This window comes from Bacillus sp. AK124, from assembly GCF_053903085.1.
Map to the genome: position 1 here is coordinate 2,253,859 of NZ_CP096378.1, position 23,881 is coordinate 2,277,739.

The 23,881-nt window shown below is 44.1% G+C and carries 21 protein-coding genes and 1 pseudogene; 17 read left to right on the plus strand and 5 right to left on the minus strand.

Translation table 11 applies throughout. The annotated features are described in order from the left end of the window. Nucleotides 1–274 precede the first annotated feature (274 nt). The 8 genes and pseudogenes from M1E06_RS11200 to M1E06_RS11235 all read left to right on the plus strand — a co-directional run. Complete coding sequence (locus M1E06_RS11200) at nucleotides 275–1,990, plus strand: acyl-CoA dehydrogenase family protein (protein WP_026579632.1); 1,716 nt, start codon at nucleotides 275–277, stop codon at nucleotides 1,988–1,990. Between the two features lie 15 nt (nucleotides 1,991–2,005). Next, nucleotides 2,006–2,893, plus strand: coding sequence for an NAD(P)-dependent oxidoreductase (locus M1E06_RS11205; protein ID WP_020451657.1), 888 nt, complete (start codon nucleotides 2,006–2,008; stop codon nucleotides 2,891–2,893). Nucleotides 2,894–2,911: 18 nt separating this feature from the next. Beyond that, a complete protein-coding gene (locus M1E06_RS11210; RefSeq protein WP_020451656.1) occupies nucleotides 2,912–4,366 on the plus strand; it encodes a CoA-acylating methylmalonate-semialdehyde dehydrogenase in 1,455 nt (484 codons plus the stop codon). Between the two features lie 80 nt (nucleotides 4,367–4,446). After that, a complete protein-coding gene (locus M1E06_RS11215) occupies nucleotides 4,447–5,232 on the plus strand; it encodes an enoyl-CoA hydratase-related protein (protein WP_020451655.1) in 786 nt (261 codons plus the stop codon). 15 nt (nucleotides 5,233–5,247) lie between these two features. Beyond that, nucleotides 5,248–6,309 (plus strand): enoyl-CoA hydratase/isomerase family protein, encoded by a 1,062-nt coding sequence (locus M1E06_RS11220; protein ID WP_020451654.1) that lies wholly within the window; start codon nucleotides 5,248–5,250, stop codon nucleotides 6,307–6,309. Between the two features lie 115 nt (nucleotides 6,310–6,424). Then, nucleotides 6,425–6,832, plus strand: coding sequence for a hypothetical protein (locus tag M1E06_RS11225; RefSeq protein ID WP_224067041.1), 408 nt, complete (start codon nucleotides 6,425–6,427; stop codon nucleotides 6,830–6,832). A gap of 176 nt (nucleotides 6,833–7,008) precedes the next feature. Then, a complete protein-coding gene (locus tag M1E06_RS11230; RefSeq protein WP_096748462.1) occupies nucleotides 7,009–8,109 on the plus strand; it encodes an MBL fold metallo-hydrolase in 1,101 nt (366 codons plus the stop codon). 180 nt (nucleotides 8,110–8,289) lie between these two features. After that, nucleotides 8,290–9,161: pseudogene (locus M1E06_RS11235) on the plus strand (NAD(P)-dependent alcohol dehydrogenase); the annotation flags it as partial. A gap of 239 nt (nucleotides 9,162–9,400) precedes the next feature. On the opposite strand, the gene M1E06_RS11240 reads toward M1E06_RS11235, so the two are convergent. Continuing rightward, nucleotides 9,401–10,789, minus strand: a complete 1,389-nt coding sequence (locus M1E06_RS11240; protein ID WP_023857552.1) for an aminotransferase-like domain-containing protein — start codon at nucleotides 10,787–10,789, stop codon at nucleotides 9,401–9,403. A gap of 191 nt (nucleotides 10,790–10,980) precedes the next feature. Between M1E06_RS11240 and azlC the strand changes: the two genes are divergently transcribed. The 8 genes from azlC (at nucleotide 10,981) to M1E06_RS11280 (ending at nucleotide 19,162) form a co-directional block, all read left to right on the plus strand. After that, nucleotides 10,981–11,739, plus strand: a complete 759-nt coding sequence (azlC, locus tag M1E06_RS11245) for an azaleucine resistance protein AzlC (RefSeq protein WP_051967052.1) — start codon at nucleotides 10,981–10,983, stop codon at nucleotides 11,737–11,739. After that, entirely contained in the window at nucleotides 11,736–12,071 is a 336-nt protein-coding gene (locus tag M1E06_RS11250) for a branched-chain amino acid transporter permease (RefSeq protein ID WP_023857554.1), read from the plus strand. The genes azlC and M1E06_RS11250 overlap by 4 nt, the downstream gene beginning before the upstream one ends. Before the next feature lie 27 nt (nucleotides 12,072–12,098). Continuing rightward, nucleotides 12,099–12,557: a PaaI family thioesterase gene (locus M1E06_RS11255; RefSeq protein ID WP_230459171.1), complete on the plus strand. Its 459-nt coding sequence runs from the start codon at nucleotides 12,099–12,101 to the stop codon at nucleotides 12,555–12,557. Between the two features lie 223 nt (nucleotides 12,558–12,780). Then, the gene (brnQ, locus tag M1E06_RS11260; protein ID WP_095290657.1) at nucleotides 12,781–14,097 is read left to right on the plus strand and encodes a branched-chain amino acid transport system II carrier protein; all 1,317 of its coding nucleotides are present in this window, start codon (nucleotides 12,781–12,783) and stop codon (nucleotides 14,095–14,097) included. A 137-nt stretch (nucleotides 14,098–14,234) separates the two neighbouring features. Next, nucleotides 14,235–15,641 (plus strand): right-handed parallel beta-helix repeat-containing protein, encoded by a 1,407-nt coding sequence (locus M1E06_RS11265; protein WP_035338665.1) that lies wholly within the window; start codon nucleotides 14,235–14,237, stop codon nucleotides 15,639–15,641. Nucleotides 15,642–15,909: 268 nt separating this feature from the next. Continuing rightward, complete coding sequence (locus M1E06_RS11270) at nucleotides 15,910–17,088, plus strand: MFS transporter (protein ID WP_035338663.1); 1,179 nt, start codon at nucleotides 15,910–15,912, stop codon at nucleotides 17,086–17,088. A 21-nt stretch (nucleotides 17,089–17,109) separates the two neighbouring features. Further along, on the plus strand, nucleotides 17,110–17,667 hold the full coding sequence (locus tag M1E06_RS11275) for a TetR/AcrR family transcriptional regulator (RefSeq protein WP_026579640.1): 558 nt from the start codon (nucleotides 17,110–17,112) through the stop codon (nucleotides 17,665–17,667). Between the two features lie 358 nt (nucleotides 17,668–18,025). Continuing rightward, nucleotides 18,026–19,162, plus strand: coding sequence for an alpha/beta hydrolase (locus tag M1E06_RS11280; RefSeq protein WP_035338661.1), 1,137 nt, complete (start codon nucleotides 18,026–18,028; stop codon nucleotides 19,160–19,162). 601 nt (nucleotides 19,163–19,763) lie between these two features. On the opposite strand, the gene M1E06_RS11285 is transcribed toward M1E06_RS11280, so the two are convergent. The 4 genes from M1E06_RS11285 to M1E06_RS11300 form a co-directional block, all read right to left on the minus strand. Continuing rightward, complete coding sequence (locus tag M1E06_RS11285) at nucleotides 19,764–20,270, minus strand: GNAT family N-acetyltransferase (protein ID WP_026579642.1); 507 nt, start codon at nucleotides 20,268–20,270, stop codon at nucleotides 19,764–19,766. Nucleotides 20,271–20,296: 26 nt separating this feature from the next. Continuing rightward, nucleotides 20,297–20,554 (minus strand): YnfE family protein, encoded by a 258-nt coding sequence (locus M1E06_RS11290; RefSeq protein WP_023857562.1) that lies wholly within the window; start codon nucleotides 20,552–20,554, stop codon nucleotides 20,297–20,299. Nucleotides 20,555–20,652: 98 nt separating this feature from the next. Continuing rightward, nucleotides 20,653–22,200 (minus strand): cellulase family glycosylhydrolase, encoded by a 1,548-nt coding sequence (locus M1E06_RS11295; protein WP_026579643.1) that lies wholly within the window; start codon nucleotides 22,198–22,200, stop codon nucleotides 20,653–20,655. A 425-nt stretch (nucleotides 22,201–22,625) separates the two neighbouring features. Beyond that, nucleotides 22,626–22,997 (minus strand): DUF1360 domain-containing protein, encoded by a 372-nt coding sequence (locus tag M1E06_RS11300; RefSeq protein WP_020451642.1) that lies wholly within the window; start codon nucleotides 22,995–22,997, stop codon nucleotides 22,626–22,628. Between the two features lie 165 nt (nucleotides 22,998–23,162). Between M1E06_RS11300 and ric the strand changes: the two genes are divergently transcribed. Then, on the plus strand, nucleotides 23,163–23,876 hold the full coding sequence (gene ric / locus M1E06_RS11305; protein WP_216904514.1) for an iron-sulfur cluster repair di-iron protein: 714 nt from the start codon (nucleotides 23,163–23,165) through the stop codon (nucleotides 23,874–23,876). Nucleotides 23,877–23,881 lie beyond the last annotated feature (5 nt).

Consider the following 23,881-nt stretch of genomic DNA (forward strand, 5'->3'; position numbering starts at 1 on the left):
ATATTAAAAGCTTCATAACTTACACATCAGCTGCACTGCCCGGAGCTTTTCGCGGAACAGTTGCTTCATGAAACAAAAAAGCGGGGCTGTGTTCCGGCGACAGGCAGAAGAAAAGCCTGCTAAATGACCGAAACAACCGTGCCCTTCATAATTGGTTGGTCCTTATCTGGATGAGAAAAGGAGACGATGATTCGTATCAAGTAAAATGTAAGCGGATTCATCGTCTTTTTATCTCAGTTTATCACTCTTTTTAGCGGAAGCGAGGAGGAAAGCAATGGGGAAAGCAAAAATTCGATGGAATGAACCCTTGATTTCTCAACACGAATCGGCTGCTGAAGGATTTACGCCGGAAGATTTCACAGAGGAAGATCAACTGATTTCAAAAACGACAGAATCATTTGTCAAAAATGAAGTCATGCCCCTTCTTGAATCGATCGATCAGCAGGATCACGAAAGCGTGAAAAAATTGTTTCAAAAAGCGGGAGAGCTCGGATTGCTCAGTATCGAAGTTCCTGAGGAATACGGCGGCCTTTCACTCAGCAAGAAGCTTTCCGGGTTAGTAGCAGAGAAAATGGGAGCCGGCGGATCGTTCAGCGTCTCCTTTAATATTCATGCGGGCGTCGGGACATTGCCGTATATTTATTATGGAACAGAAGAACAAAAACGAAAATACCTTCCGAAACTGGCATCGGGCGAATGGATCGGAGCATATGCTCTGACAGAGCCGGGCGCAGGCTCAGATGCTTTAAACGCAAAAACGACGGCCGTCTTGAATGGGGAAGGAACAGCCTGGGTTTTAAACGGGGAAAAACAGTGGATTACGAACGCGCAAGTAGCTGATGTATATGTTGTCTTTGCAAAAACGGCGGAAGGCATGACAGCATTTATCGTCGAACGTTCGTTTAAAGGCGTTTCCATCGGACCTGAAGAGAAGAAGATGGGAATCAAAGGGTCTTCGACGGCAACCTTAATCCTCGAAGAAGTCGAGGTGCCAAACGATAATGTTTTGGGTCATGTCGGGAAAGGTCATCACGTCGCTTTGAACATTTTAAACATGGCCCGCTTAAAGCTCGCGTTTTCGAACATTGGAATGGCAAAGCAAGCATTGAACCTTGCCGTTAGCTACGCCAAACAGCGCAAACAATTTAACAAGCCGATCATCGGTTTTTCAATGATTCAAGAAAAGATTGCCGACATGGCAATTTCGATTTTCGGCGCCGAAAGCGCTGCTTACAGAACGGCAGACTGCCTGGACCATGTTTTAAATTCGGCTGAGCCATTAGACGACAGACTGAGAAAACTCACAAACTATGCATCCGAATGCGCGATCAATAAAGTTCACTGCTCCGAAATACTCGACCGAAATGCAGACGAGGCGGTACAGATTCATGGCGGCTACGGATACATGCAGGAGTACGAAGTCGAACGTTTGTACCGGGACGCGAGGATCAGCCGGATTTTCGAAGGGACAAACGAGATTAACCGTTTGACGATCGCCAAACTGATGATGAAAGAAGTGAAGCAAAACGGCATCTCAGAGCCGGAAGCTCAATTAAGCAGCGGGGAAAACCGAAACCGGCGGTTTATTCAGCTGTCCAACAGGCTTTTCGGCAAAACATTAAAAGCGCTTAAACGCTCCCGCGTGAACATTCAAAAGGAGCAGGAATACGCGCGGATTCTCGCCGACATGCAAAAAGAACTCTATGTGATGGAATCCGCCGCCCTCCGGACCGAAAAGGCAACCAAAAGATACGGAAGCGAAAAAGCACGGTTGAAAGAAATGATGACGAACGTTATTTGTGAAGAAGGCTTCCGCAAAATCGAAGAGATGGCGGTAACCGCCTTATCAGGCATAGAATCTGATGAAGCTGAAAGAAAGCTCGAATTGGAAGAGGTTCACAGCCTTACTTTGCCCCTTTTCAGCAATCTGTTTGCTCAAAAACGCGAAATCGCAGAGAAAATAGCCGCTCATGAAAAATATACGGTGTGATCGGAGGGAAACCGTTTGAAAAAAATCGGGTTTATCGGTTTGGGCAACATGGGTCTGCCCATGTCGAAAAATTTGCTTCAGGAGAACTTTGCGGTATATGGAACGGACCTTAACAAAGAAGCTGAATTGGCCTTGCATCATGCAGGGGGAACGATCGGGATTTCAGTTGAAAAGATGGTAAAAGAGTGTGACGCCATCCTGACAAGCCTTCCTTCATCAAAAGCTGCAGAGGAGGTTTTTCTGGGGAAAAAGGGGCTCGTACACCTGGCTGAACCAGGCGTCCTTCTGATTGATACAAGCACGGTCGCTCCTGAACTGAATATCCGGATTGCAGAGGAAGCGAAAAGCAAAGGAATTGATTTTCTTGCGGCGCCGGTCAGCGGCGGTGTAATCGGAGCGGTCAACCGGACGCTTACCTTTATGGTCGGGGGGCCGAAGTCTGTTTTTGATAAAGCATTGCCTATTTTCAACGTATTGGGCGAGAATATTTTTCATGTGAACGAAAACATCGACAGCGGAACGAATACGAAGCTGATCAACAACCTCTTAATCGGTTTTTATACAGCCGGCGTCAGTGAAGCCTTGCATCTTGCCAAAAACAGCAATCTCGATCTCGAAAAATTGTTTGAGATGCTGAACGTCAGCTATGGGCAGAGCCGAATCTATGAGCGCAACTATAAAAGTTTCATAGCGAATGAAAACTATGAACCTGGCTTTTCTTTGAAGCTGCTGCTGAAAGACCTTGGCTTTGCACTGGATTTGGCTGAGAAAAATGAGGTTGAACTGCCGGTAAGCAAGATTCTCTTCGGCATCTATGAAGAAGCCGATCAGAACGGATATGGCGACAAAGATATGTCTGTTTTATACAAAAAAATAAGCGAACAGAAGACAACTTATCGGTAAGGAGAGGTGAGAAAGTACATGATCACAACGAATGCCAAGAAAATTATGAACCATATCGACGGGGAGTGGGTGAATTCCTCAGGTACGGAAGCTGAAGAAGTCGTCAATCCTGCAAACGGAAACGTCATCGCTTATGCGCCCCTATCTGTGAGAGCGGATGTAGATCATGCCGTGCAGGCTGCCAAACACGCTTATCAGACCTGGTCACTTGTGCCTGTCCCCAATCGGGCGAGACTTTTATATAAATATTTGCAGCTTCTTCAAGAGCAAAAAGAACAATTGGCAGACATCATTACGACGGAAAACGGCAAAACGTTAAAAGACGCCCGAGGCGAAGTGCAGCGCGGAATCGAAGTTGTTGAGCTTGCAACAGCCACACCTACTTTAATGATGGGAGAATCCCTGCCCGCGATAGCAGGGGGCATCGACGGATCGATTTGGCGCTATCCTTTGGGGGTCGTCGCCGGTATTACGCCGTTTAACTTTCCAATGATGGTTCCTCTGTGGATGTTTCCGCTCGCCATTGCTTGCGGAAACACGTTCGTCCTGAAACCTTCGGAACGCACTCCTATTCTTGCCGGAAAGCTTGTCGAGCTGTTTTATGAAGCAGGGTTTCCGAAAGGTGTGCTGAACCTCGTTCATGGAGGAAAGGATGTTGTAAACGGAATATTGGAGAACGATGATATTAAAGCCGTCTCCTTCGTCGGTTCAGAACCGGTCGCAAAATATGTGTATCAAACGGGCACAGCCAACGGGAAGCGCGTTCAGGCGCTGGCCGGCGCTAAAAACCATGCGATTGTGATGCCGGATTGTCATCTTGAAAAATCGGTTCAAGGCATCATCGGGGCGGCATTCGGAAGCAGCGGAGAACGCTGTATGGCCTGCTCCGTCGCGGCGGTCGTTGATGACATCGCCGATGACTTCATGGAAATGCTCGTGTCTGAAACACGGAAGCTGAAGACAGGGGATGGCAGATCAGAGGATCACTTTGTCGGCCCGCTGATCCGCGAAGTTCATAAAGAACGCGTTCTTGACTATATCGACAGCGGTATAAAAGAGGGAGCCGCACTCGCCGTGGACGGACGCAATCCGGATGTTCAGGAAGGATATTTTGTGGGAGCCACGATTTTCGATCATGTAACACCGGAGATGAAAATCTGGCAGGACGAAATCTTTGCGCCGGTCTTGAGCGTCGTCCGCGTACAAGACCTTGATGAGGGGATCGAGCTCGCCAATCAATCCAAGTTTGCCAACGGCGCTGTCATTTACACGTCGAGCGGGAAAAGCGCCCAGCAGTTCCGCGACAAAATCGATGCCGGAATGATCGGCGTCAATGTCAACGTACCAGCTCCGATGGCATTCTTCTCCTTCGCAGGGAACAAGGCCTCTTTCTATGGAGACCTTGGGACAAACGGAAAAGATGGCGTCCAGTTTTACACGCGCAAAAAGGTCGTCACCGAACGCTGGTTCTAATTCTTAACATAAGGCTCCCTCTCATGCGCAACAGATTTTTTCAGAGGGGCCTTTTCTATTTCAACAGGGAGGGATCCATATTGAACTTGAAATATGCCACACTTAAAACCGAACATAGCATCACGACCGTCACGTTGAACAATCCGCCGGCAAATACACTCTCTTCTTCCTGTATCGCCGAATTGCGCTCTCTTTTTCGGGAATTGGCCCGCGACGAGGAGACAAAAGCGATCATCGTCACAGGAGAAGGACGATTTTTTGTGGCGGGAGCGGATATAAAAGAATTCGTTTCAAAACTCGGGGACCAAAAACAAGGGCTGGCACTCGCACAAGGGGGCCAGGCGCTCTGTGATGAAATCGAAGCTTCCAATAAGCCCGTCATTGCGGCGATAAACGGACCGGCTCTTGGCGGAGGCCTGGAACTCGCAATGAGCTGCCACTTCAGAATCGTATCAGACGATGCAACACTCGGCCTTCCCGAATTAAAGCTCGGCTTGATTCCCGCATTTGGAGGTACACAGCGGCTTCGCAATATAACGGATACAGCGACAGCACTCGATCTCATCCTGACGGGCCGAACGCTTTCAGCTCAAGAAGCGGTAGAGCTGAAAATTGCGCAGATGGCGGTAAAGGGGGAGGAACTGATGAAGACGGCAGAAGGGGTCGCGTCGTCTTTTATCGAAGGAAAAAGCATGACCAGCGTGAGACGCGCCGTCGAATGTGTCGTACAGGGCGCCTCTGAAAGCATGGAACAGGCACTGGAGAGAGAGCGAAACAGATTCGCCGAGCTGTTTGTCACTTCAGATGCCAAAGAAGGAATTCACGCATTTGTCGAAAAGCGCAAACCAAACTTTCATCATTCATAAAAGGAGTGGATCCAGATGTCCGATGATGTGCTGTTTTCCCTTAATCAAAACGGCGCCGCAGCGATTGTTTTGAATCGCCCGAAAGCGCTCAACTCCCTCACATACGACATGGTCCGTCTGATTGGTGAAAAATTAAACGAGTGGGAGACAGATCAAAACGTTTCTGTTGTATTCATCAAAGGTGCAGGACCAAAAGGACTGTGTGCCGGAGGGGATATTAAGGCACTCTATGAAGCACGTTCGTCAAAACAGGCCCTGCAAGAAGCCGAGCGCTTTTTTGAAACAGAGTACGAAGTCGATATGGCAGTCCATCGATTTCCGAAACCGATCATCGCCTGCTTGGATGGGATCGTCATGGGGGGAGGCGTCGGCCTGACATACGGGGCCAGCCACCGGATTGTCACGGAGAGGACAAAATGGGCGATGCCTGAAATGAATATCGGTTTCTTTCCGGATGTCGGGGCAGCCTATTTTTTAAACAGAGCTCCGGGACACATAGGAAGATATCTTGGATTAACGGCATCTGTCATCCATGCGGCAGACGTGCTGTATATCAATGGGGCAGACGCCTACATGGAGAGCGGCGCTTTAGAACGATTGATCCAAACAGTGGAACAAACAGATTGGCGCCTTGTAAACGTTGAAGAAAAGCTCAATCAGCTGATCGGCGAATCGAAAACGAAGCCCTCCCAAGAAAGCACGCTCGCCCGTGATCAGCAAGCGATTGACCGGCATTTTAAGTATGATAAGCTCGAAGAGATCCTTCAATCGCTCGAAAGCGAAGGAAGCACTTTTAGCTCGAATGTGAAAAAAACGATGCTTTCAAAAGCGCCATTTTCATTGAAAATCACATTGAAACAGCTGGCGGACGGACGTCAAAAAACATTGGAAGAATGCTTTGCCACGGATCTTGTGCTGGCGAAGAACTTTTTGAAGCACGACGATTTCTTCGAAGGCGTCCGGTCCGTCCTGATCGACCGTGATCAATCGCCGAACTACAAGTACCGGCACGTTTCAGATGTAACCTATGAAGCGGTGGACCGGTTTTTCCAACCTTCTGAATCTGTCCGATTTTAAAAGCTGGAGCTGACGATTAACGTCAGCTCTTTTTTTGTAAGAGCCTTATGAAAGAGGTATATATTTCTATCTGGAGAATATGTATACTAACAATATTTGGTTGGAGGCTGACAACATGAACATCGGAAAATTAAGCAAGTATTTCTTGTCCCTTGCCGTGGCTCTCGCGACGGTGATGTCCTTTCATGCCGTCTCTGTAGATGCCGCATCGGTCGGTACCATTAAACCGAGCGAATGCTCAACTCATATTCTCACCGTATATGACGAAACAGTCGGCATTGGCGGTTCCGGACGTGCACACTTTTATTGCGGCAGTATAAATGGCGGTCCTCAAATTGAATTTTCGGACGACGATTTAGAGGTTGCGGTCGATGATCCCTTTATTCTTCACGCATATGCTAATCCGGGCTTAAATTCGGTAGACTACGAAGGACGCCAAAAGGGGGATGCGGAGGTAACGATTTATTGGAAAAACAAGCCGGAGGGCACCAAATACACATTTTTATTGGTGAAAATCATATAATTACGGCACGCATTTACCTCATAAAAAAGAACTCTCCAAATTGGGAGGGTTCTTTACATTTACGATGGTATGATCCCATACACAGCAGCGTTACACTGGCGATGATGCAGGTATAATCGGTAGAATAAGAGGAAGCAAGAGATCATCCTAAAAAGGAAGGAACAATGAAAAAAATCATGATGTTTTTATTCATTTTTATCATCGTATTTTGCGCGGGTGTTTTGTTATTCATCAATTTACACCCCGTGTTTGGGGGAAATCCAAGTACAGAACAAAAAAAGCTGTATCAAAACTTTGACAATTATGCAGATGGCAAATTTGTCAATCAGACTCCGGAAAAGATGGATATGGGTGGAATCTCCGGCGTTTTCTCGATGATAAGAGACGCTGTTTCCGGCGGCAAGGAACGCAACCCTTCCGGTCAAATCCCTGTTTCTAAGATCGATTGGAGCACAGTTAAAAGTAACGAAGACAGTTTAACGTGGTTTGGACATTCCGCTTTTTTACTGAGTATCGATCGCAAAAAAATACTCGTAGATCCTATGCTGGGGCCAATTGCTTCACCCGTATCATTTATCGGAAGCAGACGCTACAGCGAAGACATCCTGCATATGGTCGATGATATGCCGCCGATTGACGCCGTCTTGATCACACATGATCATTATGATCACTTAGATTATCCATCCATCTTAAAACTGAAGGAAAAGGCCGGTCATTTCTTCGTTCCCCACGGAGTCAGCGCACACTTGATACGGTGGGGAGTTGAGAAAGAAAAAATCACAGAGCTCAATTGGTGGGATGAAACGGAGTTTCAAGGTTTGACGATATCCTTAACACCGTCCAAACACTTTTCGGGTAGAGGGTTGTTGAATCGAAATACGACCCTGTGGGGCGGCTGGGTTATCCTCGGAAAGCATACGCGTTTTTATACGAGCGGTGACGGGGGATATGATGAACATTTTAAGGAAATCGGCAAAAAATACGGCCCTTTTGATATCACCTTAATGGAGGGCGGTCAATATGACAGACGCTGGTCCGGAATTCATATGACACCTGAACAATCTGTACAGGCCCACAAAGATGTAAAAGGAAAGAACATGATGTTGATTCACTGGGGCGCGTTCACCCTCGCCTATCATGGCTGGAAAGATCCGATTGAACGTGCTTTGAAAGAAGCTGAGAAAAAAGGCGCCAACATGATTGCTCCCGCGATTGGTGAAACAATCCTGTTAAACGGCCAATACTCGCTTCCCGAATCCTTTTGGTGGGATATGTAAACATGCCGTTTATCCGTATAAAAGTCACACCCTTTGCAACTCTAAAAAAAGCCGTTTCCAGCGCAGGCTGGAGACGGCTTTTATCAGGAAATTTCACAAAAACCCTTGCGTTAAAGTGGACTTTAACGATTATTCTGTAGATGCAGCTTATTCGCAGCCTTAATCGAAAAAAGAAAGGAGAGTTATGATGAATGGGGAGGCGGAATCTTTCCAATGGTTCCGGGACATGAAATCGCCGGCGTTGTCAAAGCAGTAGACCAGACGTTAAAAAATTTGCTGTCGGCGACCGCGTCGGGGTCGGCTGCTTCGTCGACTCCTGCGGCGAATGTGAATACTGTCGGAGCGGAGAGGAGCAATTTTGTACGAAAGGCGTGATCCAAACGTATAACTGTTTAGACTACGATGGTCATCCGACATACGGCGGTTACAGCCAGTACATCGTGGTCAAAGAAGATTTCGTTGTCCGCATTCCGGACAGTCTGAACTTGGATGCTGCCAGCCCGCTCTTATGCGCGGGCATTACCACGTACTCTCCTTTGAAGCATTGGAACGCAGGTCCCGGCAAGAAAATTGCCGTTGTTGGAATGGGGGGACTCGGCCATGTCGCCATCCAATTCGCGCATGCCATGGGGGCAGAAGTAACGGTCCTGAGCCGCTCTTTGAATAAACAAGAAGAAGCCTTGCGTTTTGGCGCAGACCATTATGTTGCAACTAGTGATCCTGCTGTATTTATTGAACTGGCCGGCCGTTTTGACCTCATTTTAAACACGGTGTCCGCCAATCTGGACGTTGATGCCTATTTATCGCTTCTTCGCGTAGATGGAACACTTGTTAACGTCGGCGCGCCGGCAGAACCGGATCAATACAGTGTGTTTTCCTTAATTATGGGCCGCCGCAGCATTGAAGGTTCGCTAGTCGGCGGCATTCGCGAGACACAAGAGATGCTTGATTTCGCTGCTGAACACGGCATCGCTCCGCAAGATGAAGCGTATGAGCGCGTACTTCGCAGCGATGTGCGTTATCGATTCGTGATTGATATCTCCACTTTGTAAATCATATGTAATACAGAGAGGCCAGTCATTTTATTTGACTGGCCTTTTTTGGCATGATCCGGCAATTTCAGCAGAGTGGATGGACATACAGCTTCATTCTATATGGCATTTCACAACCTCCCAAATGTAAGATTTCTTTTCCAATTACCATTTTACATGATGTAACAGAATTGTAAATTATCTTCATAGGGAAGAGCTATCTTCATGCATACATGTTGGCAAGGCCGTAATTAATCAACTTATCCAAGATACTGTTTTAATATATCCAACCCTAATTTCAGCTCATCTAATGAATTTGTAGAAGAAAGCGCAATGCGCAAATATTTTTCGCGCGTCGTCTGCCCGCTGAGAAAACGGTCGGAATGAAAAACCCGAATCCCACGCTTCCTCAAATCCGTCTCCAATTGTGATGAGTCAGCATGCTCTTCAATCGGAAGCCATCGGTATAAACTAAGAGGATGTTCACCAGGCTCAGTTACAGGAAAATATGCCGCATAAAGATCATTGGCCGACTGTGCAAGCTTTTTCTTTTGAGCAACGATTTCATGAGCCTTACCTGATAAAATCAGCTCAGTAATGACCTCCGCATCTAAAGATGACGTTTTGACATTGATGTTAAAAATGCCCTGCAATATCTTTTCCCGTAAAGCATCCCCATACACCATATAGGCAACTCTTAACCCGGAGCATATCGACTTTGAGGTGCTGCAAATGTATATGCTCTGATCTGGAAGCAAACTAAACATTGGCTGCTGATAATCTGATACAATCCCTGCCGTCAGAAACGCATGAATATCATCCTCGATCAACAGCAAATCATGCTTGCGGATGGCCTCCACTAATTCATGCTTTCGAACATCTGATATCATCACGGTTGTCGGATTACAGCATGAGGGCATCAGAAATATGCCGTGAATTTTCGTCTGGCAGCACTGCTTTTCAAGTTCATCCGGCAGCATTCCATACTGGTCACCGGAAACAGGTACCAATTGAATATGGAGCATTTTGGCCAGCTCAATAAAGTTCGAATACGTGTATAGGTCAGTTGCAATGCGGTCACCAGGGTCAAACAGCGAGGTCAATGCAATGGCCAACGCATTTTGAGCACCGGAAACAATCGCAATATGTTCTTGGTCTGCGTGAATACCGAAAGATTCCATCCAGTTTAGCCCTGCCGTTTTTTGATGCGGAATACCAGTCGGGTCATTGTAGTCCATTAGCTTCTCCAAATAGCTTTTATCTGCAGCTTTTTGAACAACCTCCGCTACCATTCCGTTGGTTTGCTCAAAAGAGGCTACAAATCCGAGATCAATGCAGTTTGTCACCTTATCTGCGGAAATGGTGATAGAGCGGGCAGCATTAGGAGCGACGAAGGTGCCGCTTCCGGTGACAGCATAAATCAGCCCCTTGAACTCACATAGTTTGTAGGCGCGTGTAATCGTGGTAAAGTTTAAATCAAGAAAATCTGCCAGTTCCCGTTGCGGAGGCAGCTTTGTCCCAGGCGCCAAAAAACCGTTTACGATATCCTCTTCAAGCAATGTCGCAATCGAATAATAATAAGGACGCTTCAATGCTTTCTTATCAGGTTTCCAAGACATTGGATAGTTGTCAAACGAATTGACTGGCATTTTGCTCCTCCTACATTTAAATTCCATACAATAATATCATCAATAGTTTGGAATTCAAATGCAGAACGGGAAGTTTTAAAGAGGGGACAATTAAAGGAGGCCCGATCTGTAAAAGTCCCTGAAAATGGGGCTTTTTTTAAACTAAATAATTGTAATCCATACAATTATCTTGTTTATTGTATGGATTTCGTATGTTAAATTTGTATGGAATAAAGCTGGTAACAGAGGATGTGAACCATGTGACAAAAAGAGATCATATATGGAGTGCATGTCGAGCGGCTTTTCCATATACCGTACCTATTCTTGCAGGCTTTGTTTTTTTGGGGATCGCCTATGGAATTTATATGAATTCCTTAGGGTTCAATGCAATTTACCCTATCATAATGAGCTTCGCTATTTTTGCAGGATCAATGGAGTTTGTTGCGGCCAATTTACTTCTTGCCGCCTTTAACCCGACGAATGCCCTATTTCTAACCCTCATGGTGAACGCACGCCATTTGTTTTATGGCATTTCTATGTTGGATAAGTATAGGGGAACAGGCAGAAAAAAGTTTTATCTGATTTATGGACTGTGCGACGAATCTTTTTCTATCAATTGTACCGTAAATGTTCCAAAGGATATAGACAAGGGCTGGTTTATGTTCTTCGTGACGCTGTTCAATCATTTCTATTGGGTGATAGGAGCGGCGATCGGCGGCGTTTTCGGATCTTTTGTCCGGTTCAACACAGAAGGGCTCGATTTTGTGATGACTGCTCTTTTTGTGGTAATTTTCATAGAACAATGGATGAAAGAGAAAAAGCACCACAGCGCGCTTGCAGGACTCGGACTTACTGCAGTCAGTCTGATCATCTTTGGCGGAAATCACTTCATTATCCCAGCTATGCTGGCCATTCTCGGGGTACTTACTGTCCTTAGAAAACCATTAGAGAAAGCTGAGGTTACTGTATGACGATGAGTTTTACACAGCAAATGATCACGATTGCCATGATCGTGTTAGGCACAATGCTGACAAGGTTTCTTCCTTTTATGATTTTTCCATCGGACAAACCTACGCCGACATATGTTCAATACCTTGGAAAAGTGCTTCCTTCAGCGGTAATCGGACTTTTGATCGTTTATTGTTTTAAGGATGTGAGCCTGCTTTCCGGCAGCCGCGGAATCCCCGAACTGATCGGGGCAGCGGCAGTTGCGCTGCTTCATTTTTGGAAGAAAAATATGCTCCTTTCTATTGCCGGAGGAACGATTATCTATATGATACTGGTGCAATGGGTTTTTAATTGAACAACCTCATGACCAAAGGAGGAGACGATGATGAAGAGAAAAATCGATGAAGTGAACATTCACGAAAAACACTATGACCAAATCCATAGGCAAGTAAAGAACGATCCGTATGCCCGATCGCTGGGAATTGAGTTAACAAAGTTTCGGGCAGGTCTTGCAGAGGCCGTTCTTGAAGTACAAAGCCATATGGTAAATGCTTACGGGACAGTTCACGGAGCCGTCATTTATGCCTTAGCCGATCACGCTTTTTCAGCGGCATGTAATGCATACGGAAAAACATCTTTAGGACTCACCACAACAATCCAGTTTATTGAATCAGCTAAACCAGGAGACAAGATAACTGCCCGTGCGAAAGAGGAAAAACGAAACTTCCGCACAGGCTTCTACCGAATCGACATCTTGCATGGAGAAAATCTGATAGCTACAATGGATGCCGTATCTTATCGTAAAAATCACTACTTTATTGAACTTGATGAACATGTTTAAGATTTCAAGTTACTTGATCTTGTATTTCAGCAAGAAAGAGCGTCCGGTTCTATCATTACAAACTAAACCTTTGACAATACAAGCAACAGCTACTATAGTAGGATAGTACTTTTATTTAATATTTACTGATAATTCAGGACATTCATTTATGAAATTTTTATCGTGCTACACTACTGACTACTACAAACACACTAATAGCTTAACCCGAATCGGAGGACTCATGATGGCAAAAAAAATTCCTTTTTCATTTATCCTAATCATAGGACTAATGCTGTTTGCATTATTTTTCGGTGCAGGAAATCTCATTTTCCCGCCTATGCTTGGTCAGATGGCCGGAGAGAATGTATGGACAGCCAATGCAGGATTCTTAGTGACCGGAGTCGGATTGCCATTACTCGCCATTACCGCATTCGTTTTTTCAGGAAAAAATGATTTGCAGTCTCTGGCCAGTCGTGTGCATCCATTGTTCGGCATTGTATTTACGACGGTTCTCTATTTAGCAATCGGCCCTTTTTTCGCGATTCCCAGATCCGGTAATGTATCGTTTGAAATAGGGGTTAAACCTTTTTTATCTCATGATGCAAGCCCTGTTGCCTTAATCATATTTACCGTATTATTTTTCACGGTGGCCTGCTTGCTGTCTCTGAATCCAACTAAAATTATTGATGTTATCGGAAAATTTTTAACTCCTATTAAATTAACATTTATCGGATTACTCGTCGTTACGGCAATTATTCATCCAATCGGAAGCTTTCAAGCTCCGTCTGCAGGATATGCATCACACGTGTTTTTTAAAGGGTTCAAAGAAGGTTACTTTACACTTGATGCCCTTGTCGCTTTTGTATTTGGAATCATCATTGTGAACGCCATGAAAGAGAAGGGAGCGGTCTCCAAAAAACAGCTCATGATCGTTTGTGCAAAATCGACGGCGATTGCAGCAGCGCTCCTGGCTCTGATCTATTCAGCGCTTTCATACATGGGGGCTTCCAGCGTTGAAAAACTGGGTCTATTAGAAAATGGAGCCGAGGTTTTAGCGAAGGTTTCATCCTATTATTTCGGACCATATGGTTCCGTTTTTTTGGGCTTAATGATCACAGTGGCATGTCTGACAACAAGTGTGGGACTCATCACAGCATGCTCTTCGTTTTTCCACGGCTTGTTTCCAAACATCTCCTACAAAAAAATTGCTGTCATTCTATCAATGTTCAGCACCCTTGTAGCAAATATAGGATTAACACAGCTGATTAACGTTTCAATGCCGGTTTTAACAACTTTGTATCCCATTGCGATTTCTTTAATATTCTTAACATTTTTACATCCCTTATTTAAAGGGAAGAGGGAAGTGTATCAAGGCAGTCTGATAATGACCTTTATCATCAGCTTGTTTGACGGCCTGAATGCTGCCGGACTCAAAATTGCAGCTATTAATCAATTTTTCAATCAGTTTCTCCCGATGTATGACATCGGATTAGGATGGGTGCTTCCGGCGATTCTAGGAGGAATAGGCGGCTATATTATTCATAGACTGCGGAAGTGCTGAATAAACTCATAAACATGGAGGCAACCCTTTGATCACAGGGTTGCCTTTTTCTTTCAAATGTTTGCGATGGTTTTCCATAAATGGATATTCTATAATGGTGTTAGTTTATCCATTTTGAAAAGAAAAGAGAGCTGAGTATGAGAAAATGGTATTTTATTTTATCAGCGTGTATTTTAGTTTCTGTTATCATCGCTTTTGCTTACGATAAGACCGGAGCAAAAGAAGCAGAACCGGCTAACAGCTTGTATGTTTCCCCCGATGGAAATGATCAAAATGAAGGAACGAAAGAAAAGCCGTTTCGAACTCTGGGACATGCAGCAAAAAAAGCTGTCCCCGGCACAACTGTTATGATTCGGGAAGGCACGTATCATGAAACGCTTGATGTGAGGGAGAGCGGGTCGGCTGAAAAGCCTATCACATTTCAAAACTATGAGAATGAAAAAGTCGTCATCAGCGGAAAATCTATTCAGGACGCTGAATATGAAACACCGCTCATTCAGATTCACAATCAACAGTACATCACAATCAACGGCCTGACGATTCAAGACCTTTCCGTTTCATCGGAAGAAGCAACCGCCATGGGAATTTATGTTTCAGGCTCCAGCAGTCATATCACCATTAAAAACAATCACGTCCGGGATATAAAAACAACAGCGGATGACGGCAATGCCCACGGGATTGCCGTCTATGGCTCCGGCAGCATGAAAGACATTAAGATCGAGGACAATACGGTTGAAAAGCTGACACTCGGGGCGAGTGAAGCGGTTGTGCTGAACGGAAACATTGACGGTTTCACGGTGAGAGGCAATGTGGTTCGCGACAATAATAACATTGGAATTGATCTGATCGGTTATGAAGGAACGGCCGCTCAAAACGATTTTGTGCGCAACGGTATCGTAGAAAACAACACGGTTTACAATAACTCCACTTACGGAAATCCCGCCTATGGGGATGATTACTCTGCGGGCGGAATTTATGTTGACGGAGGACAAAGCATTGACATTAAGAAAAACACGGTCTACGGCAACGATATCGGGATAGAAGCAACGTCTGAACATAAAGGGAAATATGCTGATGATATTCAAATAACCGACAACAAAGTGTATGAGAATGCGTACACGGGCATTTCTATCGGCGGATACGACCAAAAGCGGGGAGGCACCAGCCATTCTGTTATTGCGCACAATATTGTTTACCGCAATGATACAAAGGGGCTGGACGGCGGACAGCTTTTGCTCCAGTATGACACAAAAAGCAACAAAATTGAAAAGAACATCATCACAGCAAGCGATTCGCGAATATTTATCGCAAACGATTTTACGAAAAATGAAGGAAATAAAGTAAATCATAACGTGTACCACAAGGAAGCCGGCAAAGACGGTCTGTGGATTTGGAAACAGAATGAATACGACTCGTTTTCGTCGTATCAACATGCGACAAATCAAGATCAAGACTCGATTTATGCCGATCCGATGTATCGCGACGAGACGTCTTATGACTTTACATTAGATCCGGCTTCACCGGCTTGGCCGGTCGTTAAATAATTTCATAGGAAAACAGGCTTAATTTATGAAGCGTATGGAAGTTTAATGCCTGCACGCACCACAAAAGCTACTCTTTGAGAGTAGCTTTTTTATTTATTGGAAGATACCCTTTGCGACTCAACTTCTATCTGTCAACAGTCAGTTTAATCAAGTTTTATTTTTTAAATTCTGCTTATTAATAGCTTAAATTATATTTACAAACTGACCGTGGTCAGTTAAAGTGAATGCTTAAGAAGGAAAATAAAATCAGTGAGTGAGAGGTAGCCAAATGGAATTGAATGTAGAAAAAATAAATACTGCAAAAATATGGTCATTGTCATTTGTTTTTGTGACGTTTGCAAATGCTTTCTTGTTTATGGTATTTGAAATGTTATTGCCGACATTGCCTTTGTTTGTGACGGCTATTGGGGGAGGGGCAAAACAAGTCGGGTATGTTACAGGTATTTTTATGATCTCTGCAATTGCTGTTCGTCCTTTTGCAGGGGCACTGGCTTTACGGTTTAATAAAAAATATTTGCTCATTTTAGGACTTGTGATCAGCGCTTTCTCAACAGGCGCCTATTACCTGGCGTCTGATGTCACCGCTTTATTACTGATTCGCTTAATACATGGCGCCGGGTTTGGATTGGCGACGACCTATTTTGCAACAATCGCAGCTGAAATTATTCCTAAAGAGCGCAGGGGTGAAGGAATTGGATATTTTGGAGTAGGTGAGACAATTGCAGTTTCCGTTGGACCGATGATCGGTATCGCGGCTCTGGAGCTTTATGATTTTCAAAGACTTTTTTTAGGCGGGATGTCCGTTCTTTTGCTGGCGGTACTTATGGCTGTTTTCGTGCGCAGACAGCCGGAAACAACTGGCACTGGCGGAAAAGGAACTGCAAAGTTAAAAGTATTGGAAAAACGTGTACTGTTTCCGTCAATACTTATTTTATTCGTTGGTATTGCTGCGTCTGGAATTATGTCTTTCTTTTCGCTCTATGCAATCGAAAAGGGGTTTCATAGTGTCGGGATGTTTTTCTTTTTGATTGCAGGAGCCAGTTTTTTTATACGGCTTATTTCCGGCAGAACATTTGACCGATACGGAGCTGCCGCCATCCTTATTCCCGCCTCGCTATTTTCAATAGCAGGGCTGTCAATATTATATTTCGCGCAAACAAATGCAATGTTTTTTACAGCGGCTATATGCTACGGTTTTGGATTCGGCTCAATTTTTCCCGCCATCCAAACATGGTGTATCAATCTTGTGGAAGAGCATGAACATGAGGATGCAATGGGAACGTTCTTTAATTTTTTCGATATGGGGATTGGCGGAGGGTCCTTATTATTAGGTTTGGTGGCGACGGTTTATTCCTATCGGGAGATCTATATTACCGCCATTTTCATGTACCTTCTGTTTCTTTTATTATATATTTTATATATCTGCATGAAGAGAAAAACAGCCTGAAAAATAGGGGAGGACGGTATATTGACCAGAGAGAATATAAAGCGTACAGCGGTTCGCCAATTTAATGAATTGGGATATGAGGGAGTCAAAATGTCGCATATCGCACAAGAATTGGGAATCAGAAAACAATCTCTCGCTTATCATTTTTCGTCAAAAAAAGAGCTGCTGATGGAAATATACCCCGAGATTGTGGAAGAGGAAATTTCATTTATCAACGAATTCTTCGATTCAAGAAAACATATGCCTGCAAAGAGTCAAATATATGACTTTTTAAAAGAAACCCAAGTCCGTTTTCATGCATTGCCAAATGTGGCTTTTTTGCAGGCAATGTCCTTTAAGGCGCCTGCTGAAGTAAGCGATTTTATTTCAGCCCAATACCTTTTATATCTGCATACTTTAAAAGAACGGGTAGCGAATGTTTTTAAGGAATCGGATGTGAACTGTCCGCCGGAGAAATGTGCGATAGGCTTTATTACGCTTTATGACGGGCTTAACATTCAACTGGTATACGAAAACAAACAATCATTTGAACGGTCTTTAGAGATATCATTTGATATTTTTTGGCGCGGACTATTGTAGGTGCATCTGATTTAATTTAGAGCTGGAATCCATGGTTGAAAGGCAGAAAGGGGGGAGGCCGCTTGTCTGGAGTTATTTTTGGAATCGTATGCTTCTTTCTTGTGTTTTATTTCCTAAACTATATCGGTCAAAAGTTAATATCTAGAAAATCACCTGTGAATCATAAGATTATCATTTCGATTTCATTTGTAGAAGCTCTTATTTCACTAACTTTAGTCTATTACCGTCCCCCATTTTTATAATAACAAATTAATTTTAAGTTACCTCCATTAAGAAGTGTCTATATCTAATTGTGGCTTTTCTTTGAATCTTCAGCAAGTACTTTGCTGACTTTTATTAATTAAGGGGGAACAAGAAAATGAAAACTTATGACGCATTTCCAGAACCAATTGGCGGCTATACTGTCGGTCGAACCCAGATGGATTTTGATTACACGGCATCAGACCACTCAAAAAGAGAACTGATGGCGTTTGTGTACTATCCGTCCGACAGTAGCGAAGGCAAGACTGCATCAACGTACATGTTTCCTGAGGTCTACGAAATGCTTGATGAGCAGCCACTTCTCACTGCGTTGAAGGATGCTTACTCTATAGATATCAAGACCCAGTGTTACGACGACCTTGCTCTCTCCGCGCAGGAAAAGCGCTATCCGGTGTTATTCTATGTTTGCGGCGGGGGCGGTTCTCCAGAATGGGGTACAGTGATCTGTACAGACTTGGCAAGCATGGGATATGTTGTGGTAAGCATCGGCCATCAGAATAGCACGATGTATAAGCGTAAAGATGGGCGCCTGTTTAATGTATCAAAGGATTTTTCGGATGCCATTATGGCGTTTTCTGAAGATCCGGAGATGCTGGCGTTGGCTGGTAAGATGGAGATGCGGCCTGACGATGAAACTGCCATTGAGATGTGCCGTAACGTGCTTACACTGCCGATACTTGCCAAGTTAACAGAGTATAGTGAATTACAGGCAGAAGATGTAAGGTATGTAGCCGATTATCTTTACAAACTGGACTCTGGAGAACTGAATTCCATCTTTAAGGGCAGATTGTTGCTTGACATCGGCATGGGCATAGTCGGACATTCTTATGGAGGGCCTACGACGGCGATTGTTTGCCGGGACGACGACCGGTTCGCCTGCGGGATTGGCTTGGATAGCGGTGCGTTCGGCCTTCGCGACAGCGACCTGAAGAAACCCTTTTTGCTACTGTTTTCTGAACCTAACTATAATATGAATGCGATCATTGGCGCTAACAACAGCATGGAAACCTATTATTTCTCTGTTGATCGTGTTGCGCATTTAGATTACTGCGACATCGTGTTTACCAGTGTTAATGAGGAACTCAGAGGCGAACGGGATGCTATGGAGATGCGAAATCTTGTTACAAACTATACGAAGAACTTTTTTGATCATTACATACTGCAGAAGGCTGCAAGTGTGGAAAGTCTGGCATACGATGGCGTGGACTTGATCAAGAAGACCAGCAACAAGTGACATAGCCGAGAGGTTGCTGATAAACGCATGTCAAAGAGCTAGCCGTACAGACACAGAGCCGATAACCCTATTACGCGGTTATCGGCTCTCTCATATTTCAGGCATTGTTTTTAAGTGATACAAGCTTTTGTCTAGATACTGAGATGAGTGTTGATTTGGGAGAATCGCGTCCAATTAAAACTAAATGAATATGCAAACTGCATGCTTAATGTATGGAGTGAAGTTAATACATTACATGTGAATGCTGATGTTGAAGTCAATGAACTATTACATATAATGTTGTGGACATTTCAAATCAGTAAAGTAAAGTTGAGAGAACCAGCCAAAATTACAATGTAAGTTAAAGGAGTTTGCGAAGAATGGGTTATAGGAATGGAAATTATGGCTGCATTTTATGTCAAAGAACTGTTTAGTGAAAGTAGTTCAAGGGCTAATGCAACCAAGGGTTTTGTGTCGTACAGCTGATGGAGGAACATTGCATAATCCTGACCTTCATTTCTTTCTAGTTTACATAATATATATTCTCGGAAGTTAAGGATTGAAAAGAAATTCTGTCTCAATCTCAAAGTATACTCAAGTTAGTGAGACAGAATAAAAAATTTTATCGATAAACTGAATATACGGCAATTTCTTTTCCCCATTTATGTATCGTTTTTTCTAAAGTCATGCCGATTCGTTCGGCAACTTTTCTGGACGGCAGATTTTTCGCATCAGGTAAAGATACGATTTTTTTCAGGTGAAATGCCTCAAATCCATACTGTTTGCATGCTGATGCTGCTTCGGTTGCATAGCCGTTTTTCCAGACGCTCCGTTTAAACAAATAGCCGATTTCCATTTCGTCCGATCCTTCGACTTCCTGTGGCACGATGCCGCATTGACCTAGAAATTCGCCTGTTTGTTTATGTTCGGCAACCCACAGGCCGGTTCCATGTTTTTCATAGTTTTCAAGTGTCCAGTCGATCCATTGCAATGTCTGTTTTTCATTCTTTGTCGATGGATAATATTCCATGGCTGTCGGGTCAGAAAAGATTTCGAGCAGGTTTTCGGCGTCATCACGCCTCATTTTTCGCAAAATCATCCGGTCTGTCTTCATGATCGTATCTTTCATGGTTCTTCTCCCCCTTATTTTATTGATTATGAAGACGTTAATTCCCGATAAACCGTTTCTAATTCTTCCATTGTCAGATCTCCGTATGCGCATTTAATCACGGCATCTGCGAATTCATCATAGTCGTCATCTGTTGAAAAACCTTGCTGGAGCGTTTTGGCGTAAAGCTCGATTTGTTTTTTTCGCTTTTCAATGTCTTCCTCTTTGCCTGCGTAATCAGGTCCATTGATCGTGTCGTAGTTTTCCTTGACAAGCATCATGTATTGCTGCAATGTTTCATTCATACATCCATCTCCTTTCATGTTTACAAAAATATTCCTCATTCCTTCCATTATAATATATACGAAAACGGACACCAAATTCGGTGTCCGTTAAAGTGCCGTTATTTAGGTTCAGCGCCCCAAATCAGTTTTCCATTCTCATACAACGTGATTTTTTTCGTATTTTTAAATGTGTTTGAACCTGAAGAAAATGAATAGTCGCCGATTTGGGCATAATTGCTCCAGTTGTCATTGTGAAGACGGATCTGGATTTCGCCTGTACTTGCACCCGGCGCTAATGTACCGTTTTTAAATCCTACTTCAAGATACGTGTCTGCTCCGTTTACCGCTTTTTTTAATTGGACGAATTTGTGCGTGAGTTTGCTGCAGCCGATTTGGGCATAGTCGCAGTCAAAATTTTGTCCTTTGTGATTCGTTTTATACCAATAGCGGACAGTGATTCGATTTAAAGACACGGTTTTTTTGCTGTTGTTTTTAATGTTGAGCTGAGGGCGGATTTGGTTGCCGTTTACATTGTTGTCCCCCGCTCTGTATTGTACTGCTATCGTGTTGGCTGCAGCGCCGCTGTCTTGACCTGGTTTATCCTGATCCTTTTTCTGGTCTTTTTGATCTGACCCTTTCGAATCCGATCCAGAGTCTCCTGACGAACCGTTTGATCCGCTGCGGATGTTTTCCCTGACGAATTTACCTGATGAGGATAAGTCGGATTGAGACCATCCTCCCTTTTTAGAGGCGCCGGAGTTTAAAGCAGCTGACGACTCTTGTTTGTCGCACAAGCTCCAGTTTACCCAGCTGATTTTTTTGCTGTCTAAATATTTCAGCCACTCCCTGGATTGGTCGAGGTAGACACCGCCGTTTCCGGAAGCATCGCTCGTTCCCCATTCTGTGACGAAAATCGGCGCTCCTTTGCTGAGTGCATAGTCTGCTTTATCCCGCAAAGACTGACCGTGCGTACCCGCATAAAAATGGAGCGCGTACATAACATTGCCGTCTTTCAGCTGATTGTCCGCCGCATCGTTGACATCTTGGCTCCAAGTGCCTGTCCCAACGATCACAATATTTTTCGGAGAATTTTTGCGGATCACGGACAAAATGTCTTCAGCGTAAGGTTTAATGTCACGGTTCCAGTTGACATCGCCGTTCGGCTCGTTGGCAATTTCAAAAATGACGTTTGGCGTCTTGCCGTAAAGCCTTGACATTTCGTTGAAAAACTCTTTTGCTTTCGCTTTGTTTTGGTTTGGATTGCCGTCGCTCAGTATGTGCCAGTCGATGATCACATAGATTCCGAGTTCTTTTGCCGCTTCGACGGCTTCCTTCACTTTGTTTTTAACCGACGGATTGTCAATATAGCCGCCTTCACCCGTATACATAGCCGCGCGGAAGACATTGATGCCCCAGTCGTCTCTCAGCCATTTTAACGAGTCTTTGTTGACATAATCGCCATACCACTGCAGCCCGTGTGAACTGATTCCTTTCAGCTGAACCGCTTTTCCTTTTTGATTGACGAGCTGCGTACCTTTCAAGGTGAGCTGTCCGTTTACAGCAACGGGTGTTTGAGAAGCGGCAGACGCTTTAGGTGCGATGATACCGCTGATGCCGAGTGCTGCTACCATGAAGCAGGCGATGAAGACAGAAATGGAACGTTTCATGTATGACATTCTTTTTCCTCCAATGATGTTATTTTCCAAAAACACTTTCTGGCAGACATTTTCACCCCTTTCTTGGCTTGTAGCACGTTACTGATTGTAAAAAAACTATTCATTGATTGTCTATCAACCATATTTCACGTTTTTTTCGTTTTGAAAATCTATCTATTTCCTCTTTTCGTATGAAATGGGAGGTCTGAATGCTAATGATGAAAAGCTAAAAAAGTATGACCGGGGACTTTGTGCTTCCTTTTTCTCTCAATTCAAAATTTTAAAACCTGATTCTTCTTCAAAATAATGTCTTCCCTCTGCCTAAAATGCGGCAACCGGGAAAAAATCGCTGTAAAAAGTTCACAAAGCGGACATGTTCTCTCTGCTGTTTGTGTCACTTTATTGTCAAAAAAATAAAACCATCCGCTTGGAGTGGTTTATTTCTTTAAATCAGAGAAAAAGCTGACAAGTTTTGTTGCGACACCGACAAACGTTTCAAGAATCGCCTGTCCACCTGCGACCGATAAAATTAAAATTAACGGGAATATCGTTTTTGGGACAATCAGATACCCGACAGCGATGATCAAAGCGCACCATATCCCTGCGCACCAATAGCAATTCAGCAAATAGCCGAAGTTTGATTTCGGCACTTTTTTCGTTTCTACATGCCCTTGTTCATCAACCGTCTGCTTTTTCTTCATGAACGGTTTCCGGATAAACTCCGTGATCTTGTCAAAAACAATCAAATGAGTTAGCCGGTAACTGGCGAGAATCAGCATCGTAAATGTAAGCCAGGATAAATGCTCCATTGCAGGCCTCCAACATGAAAAGTTATCTATAGCTATTTCCCGATTTCTTCTGACTTATTGCTTTTTCTGTCATTTTTCCCGAATGTGATGTAGATCACGATTTTCCATCGGTGAACCCGTTACATTTAACCCATAGCATAAAAAACACTTCAGGAGGTTTTACAAATGGAAGCAGTATTTGATCAAAACACAAAAACAGGTGATATTGTTACGCGTTTTCCAAGAGCCAGCCGGTTGCTGAAAGAATATCGCATCGACTTTTGCTGCGGGGGCAACCGCCCGATCGGTGAAGCGATAAAAGAACAGGATTTAAATGAAGAAGAGATCTTAGCAAAAATCAATACATTATATCAAGAGACAAAGGCATTGAACGCAAAAGAGACGAACTGGAGTGAAGCCCCGTATTCACAGCTGATCGACCATGTGATTCATACGCACCATGCTTACCTGTATGAGGTGCTTCCTGAACTATCAGGCTTTGTCACAAAAGTCTACCGGGTTCACGGCATCCATCATCCGGAACTCGCCCAGGTCCATCAATTGTTCCATCAGCTGAAAACTGAACTGGAACACCATCTCTTTCAGGAAGAGGAACTCATTTTACCGAAAGTGACGACCTATGAAGAGACGCGATCAATGGACAGCCTGGCAGAAGCGGTTCAGGCGATCGACGTCCTTGAACAAGAGCATGAAGCCGCAGGCAGCATCTTGAAGGAACTGAGAAAAGTGACCAATGACTATACCCTTCCTGAAGGGGCATGCACAACATATACACTGACTTACTTAAAGCTTGATGAATTGGAAACAGATCTTTTTCAGCACATTCACCTGGAAAACAATATTTTGTTCCCGCGGCTTGAAGCGGAAGCCAATCAATAAAATAA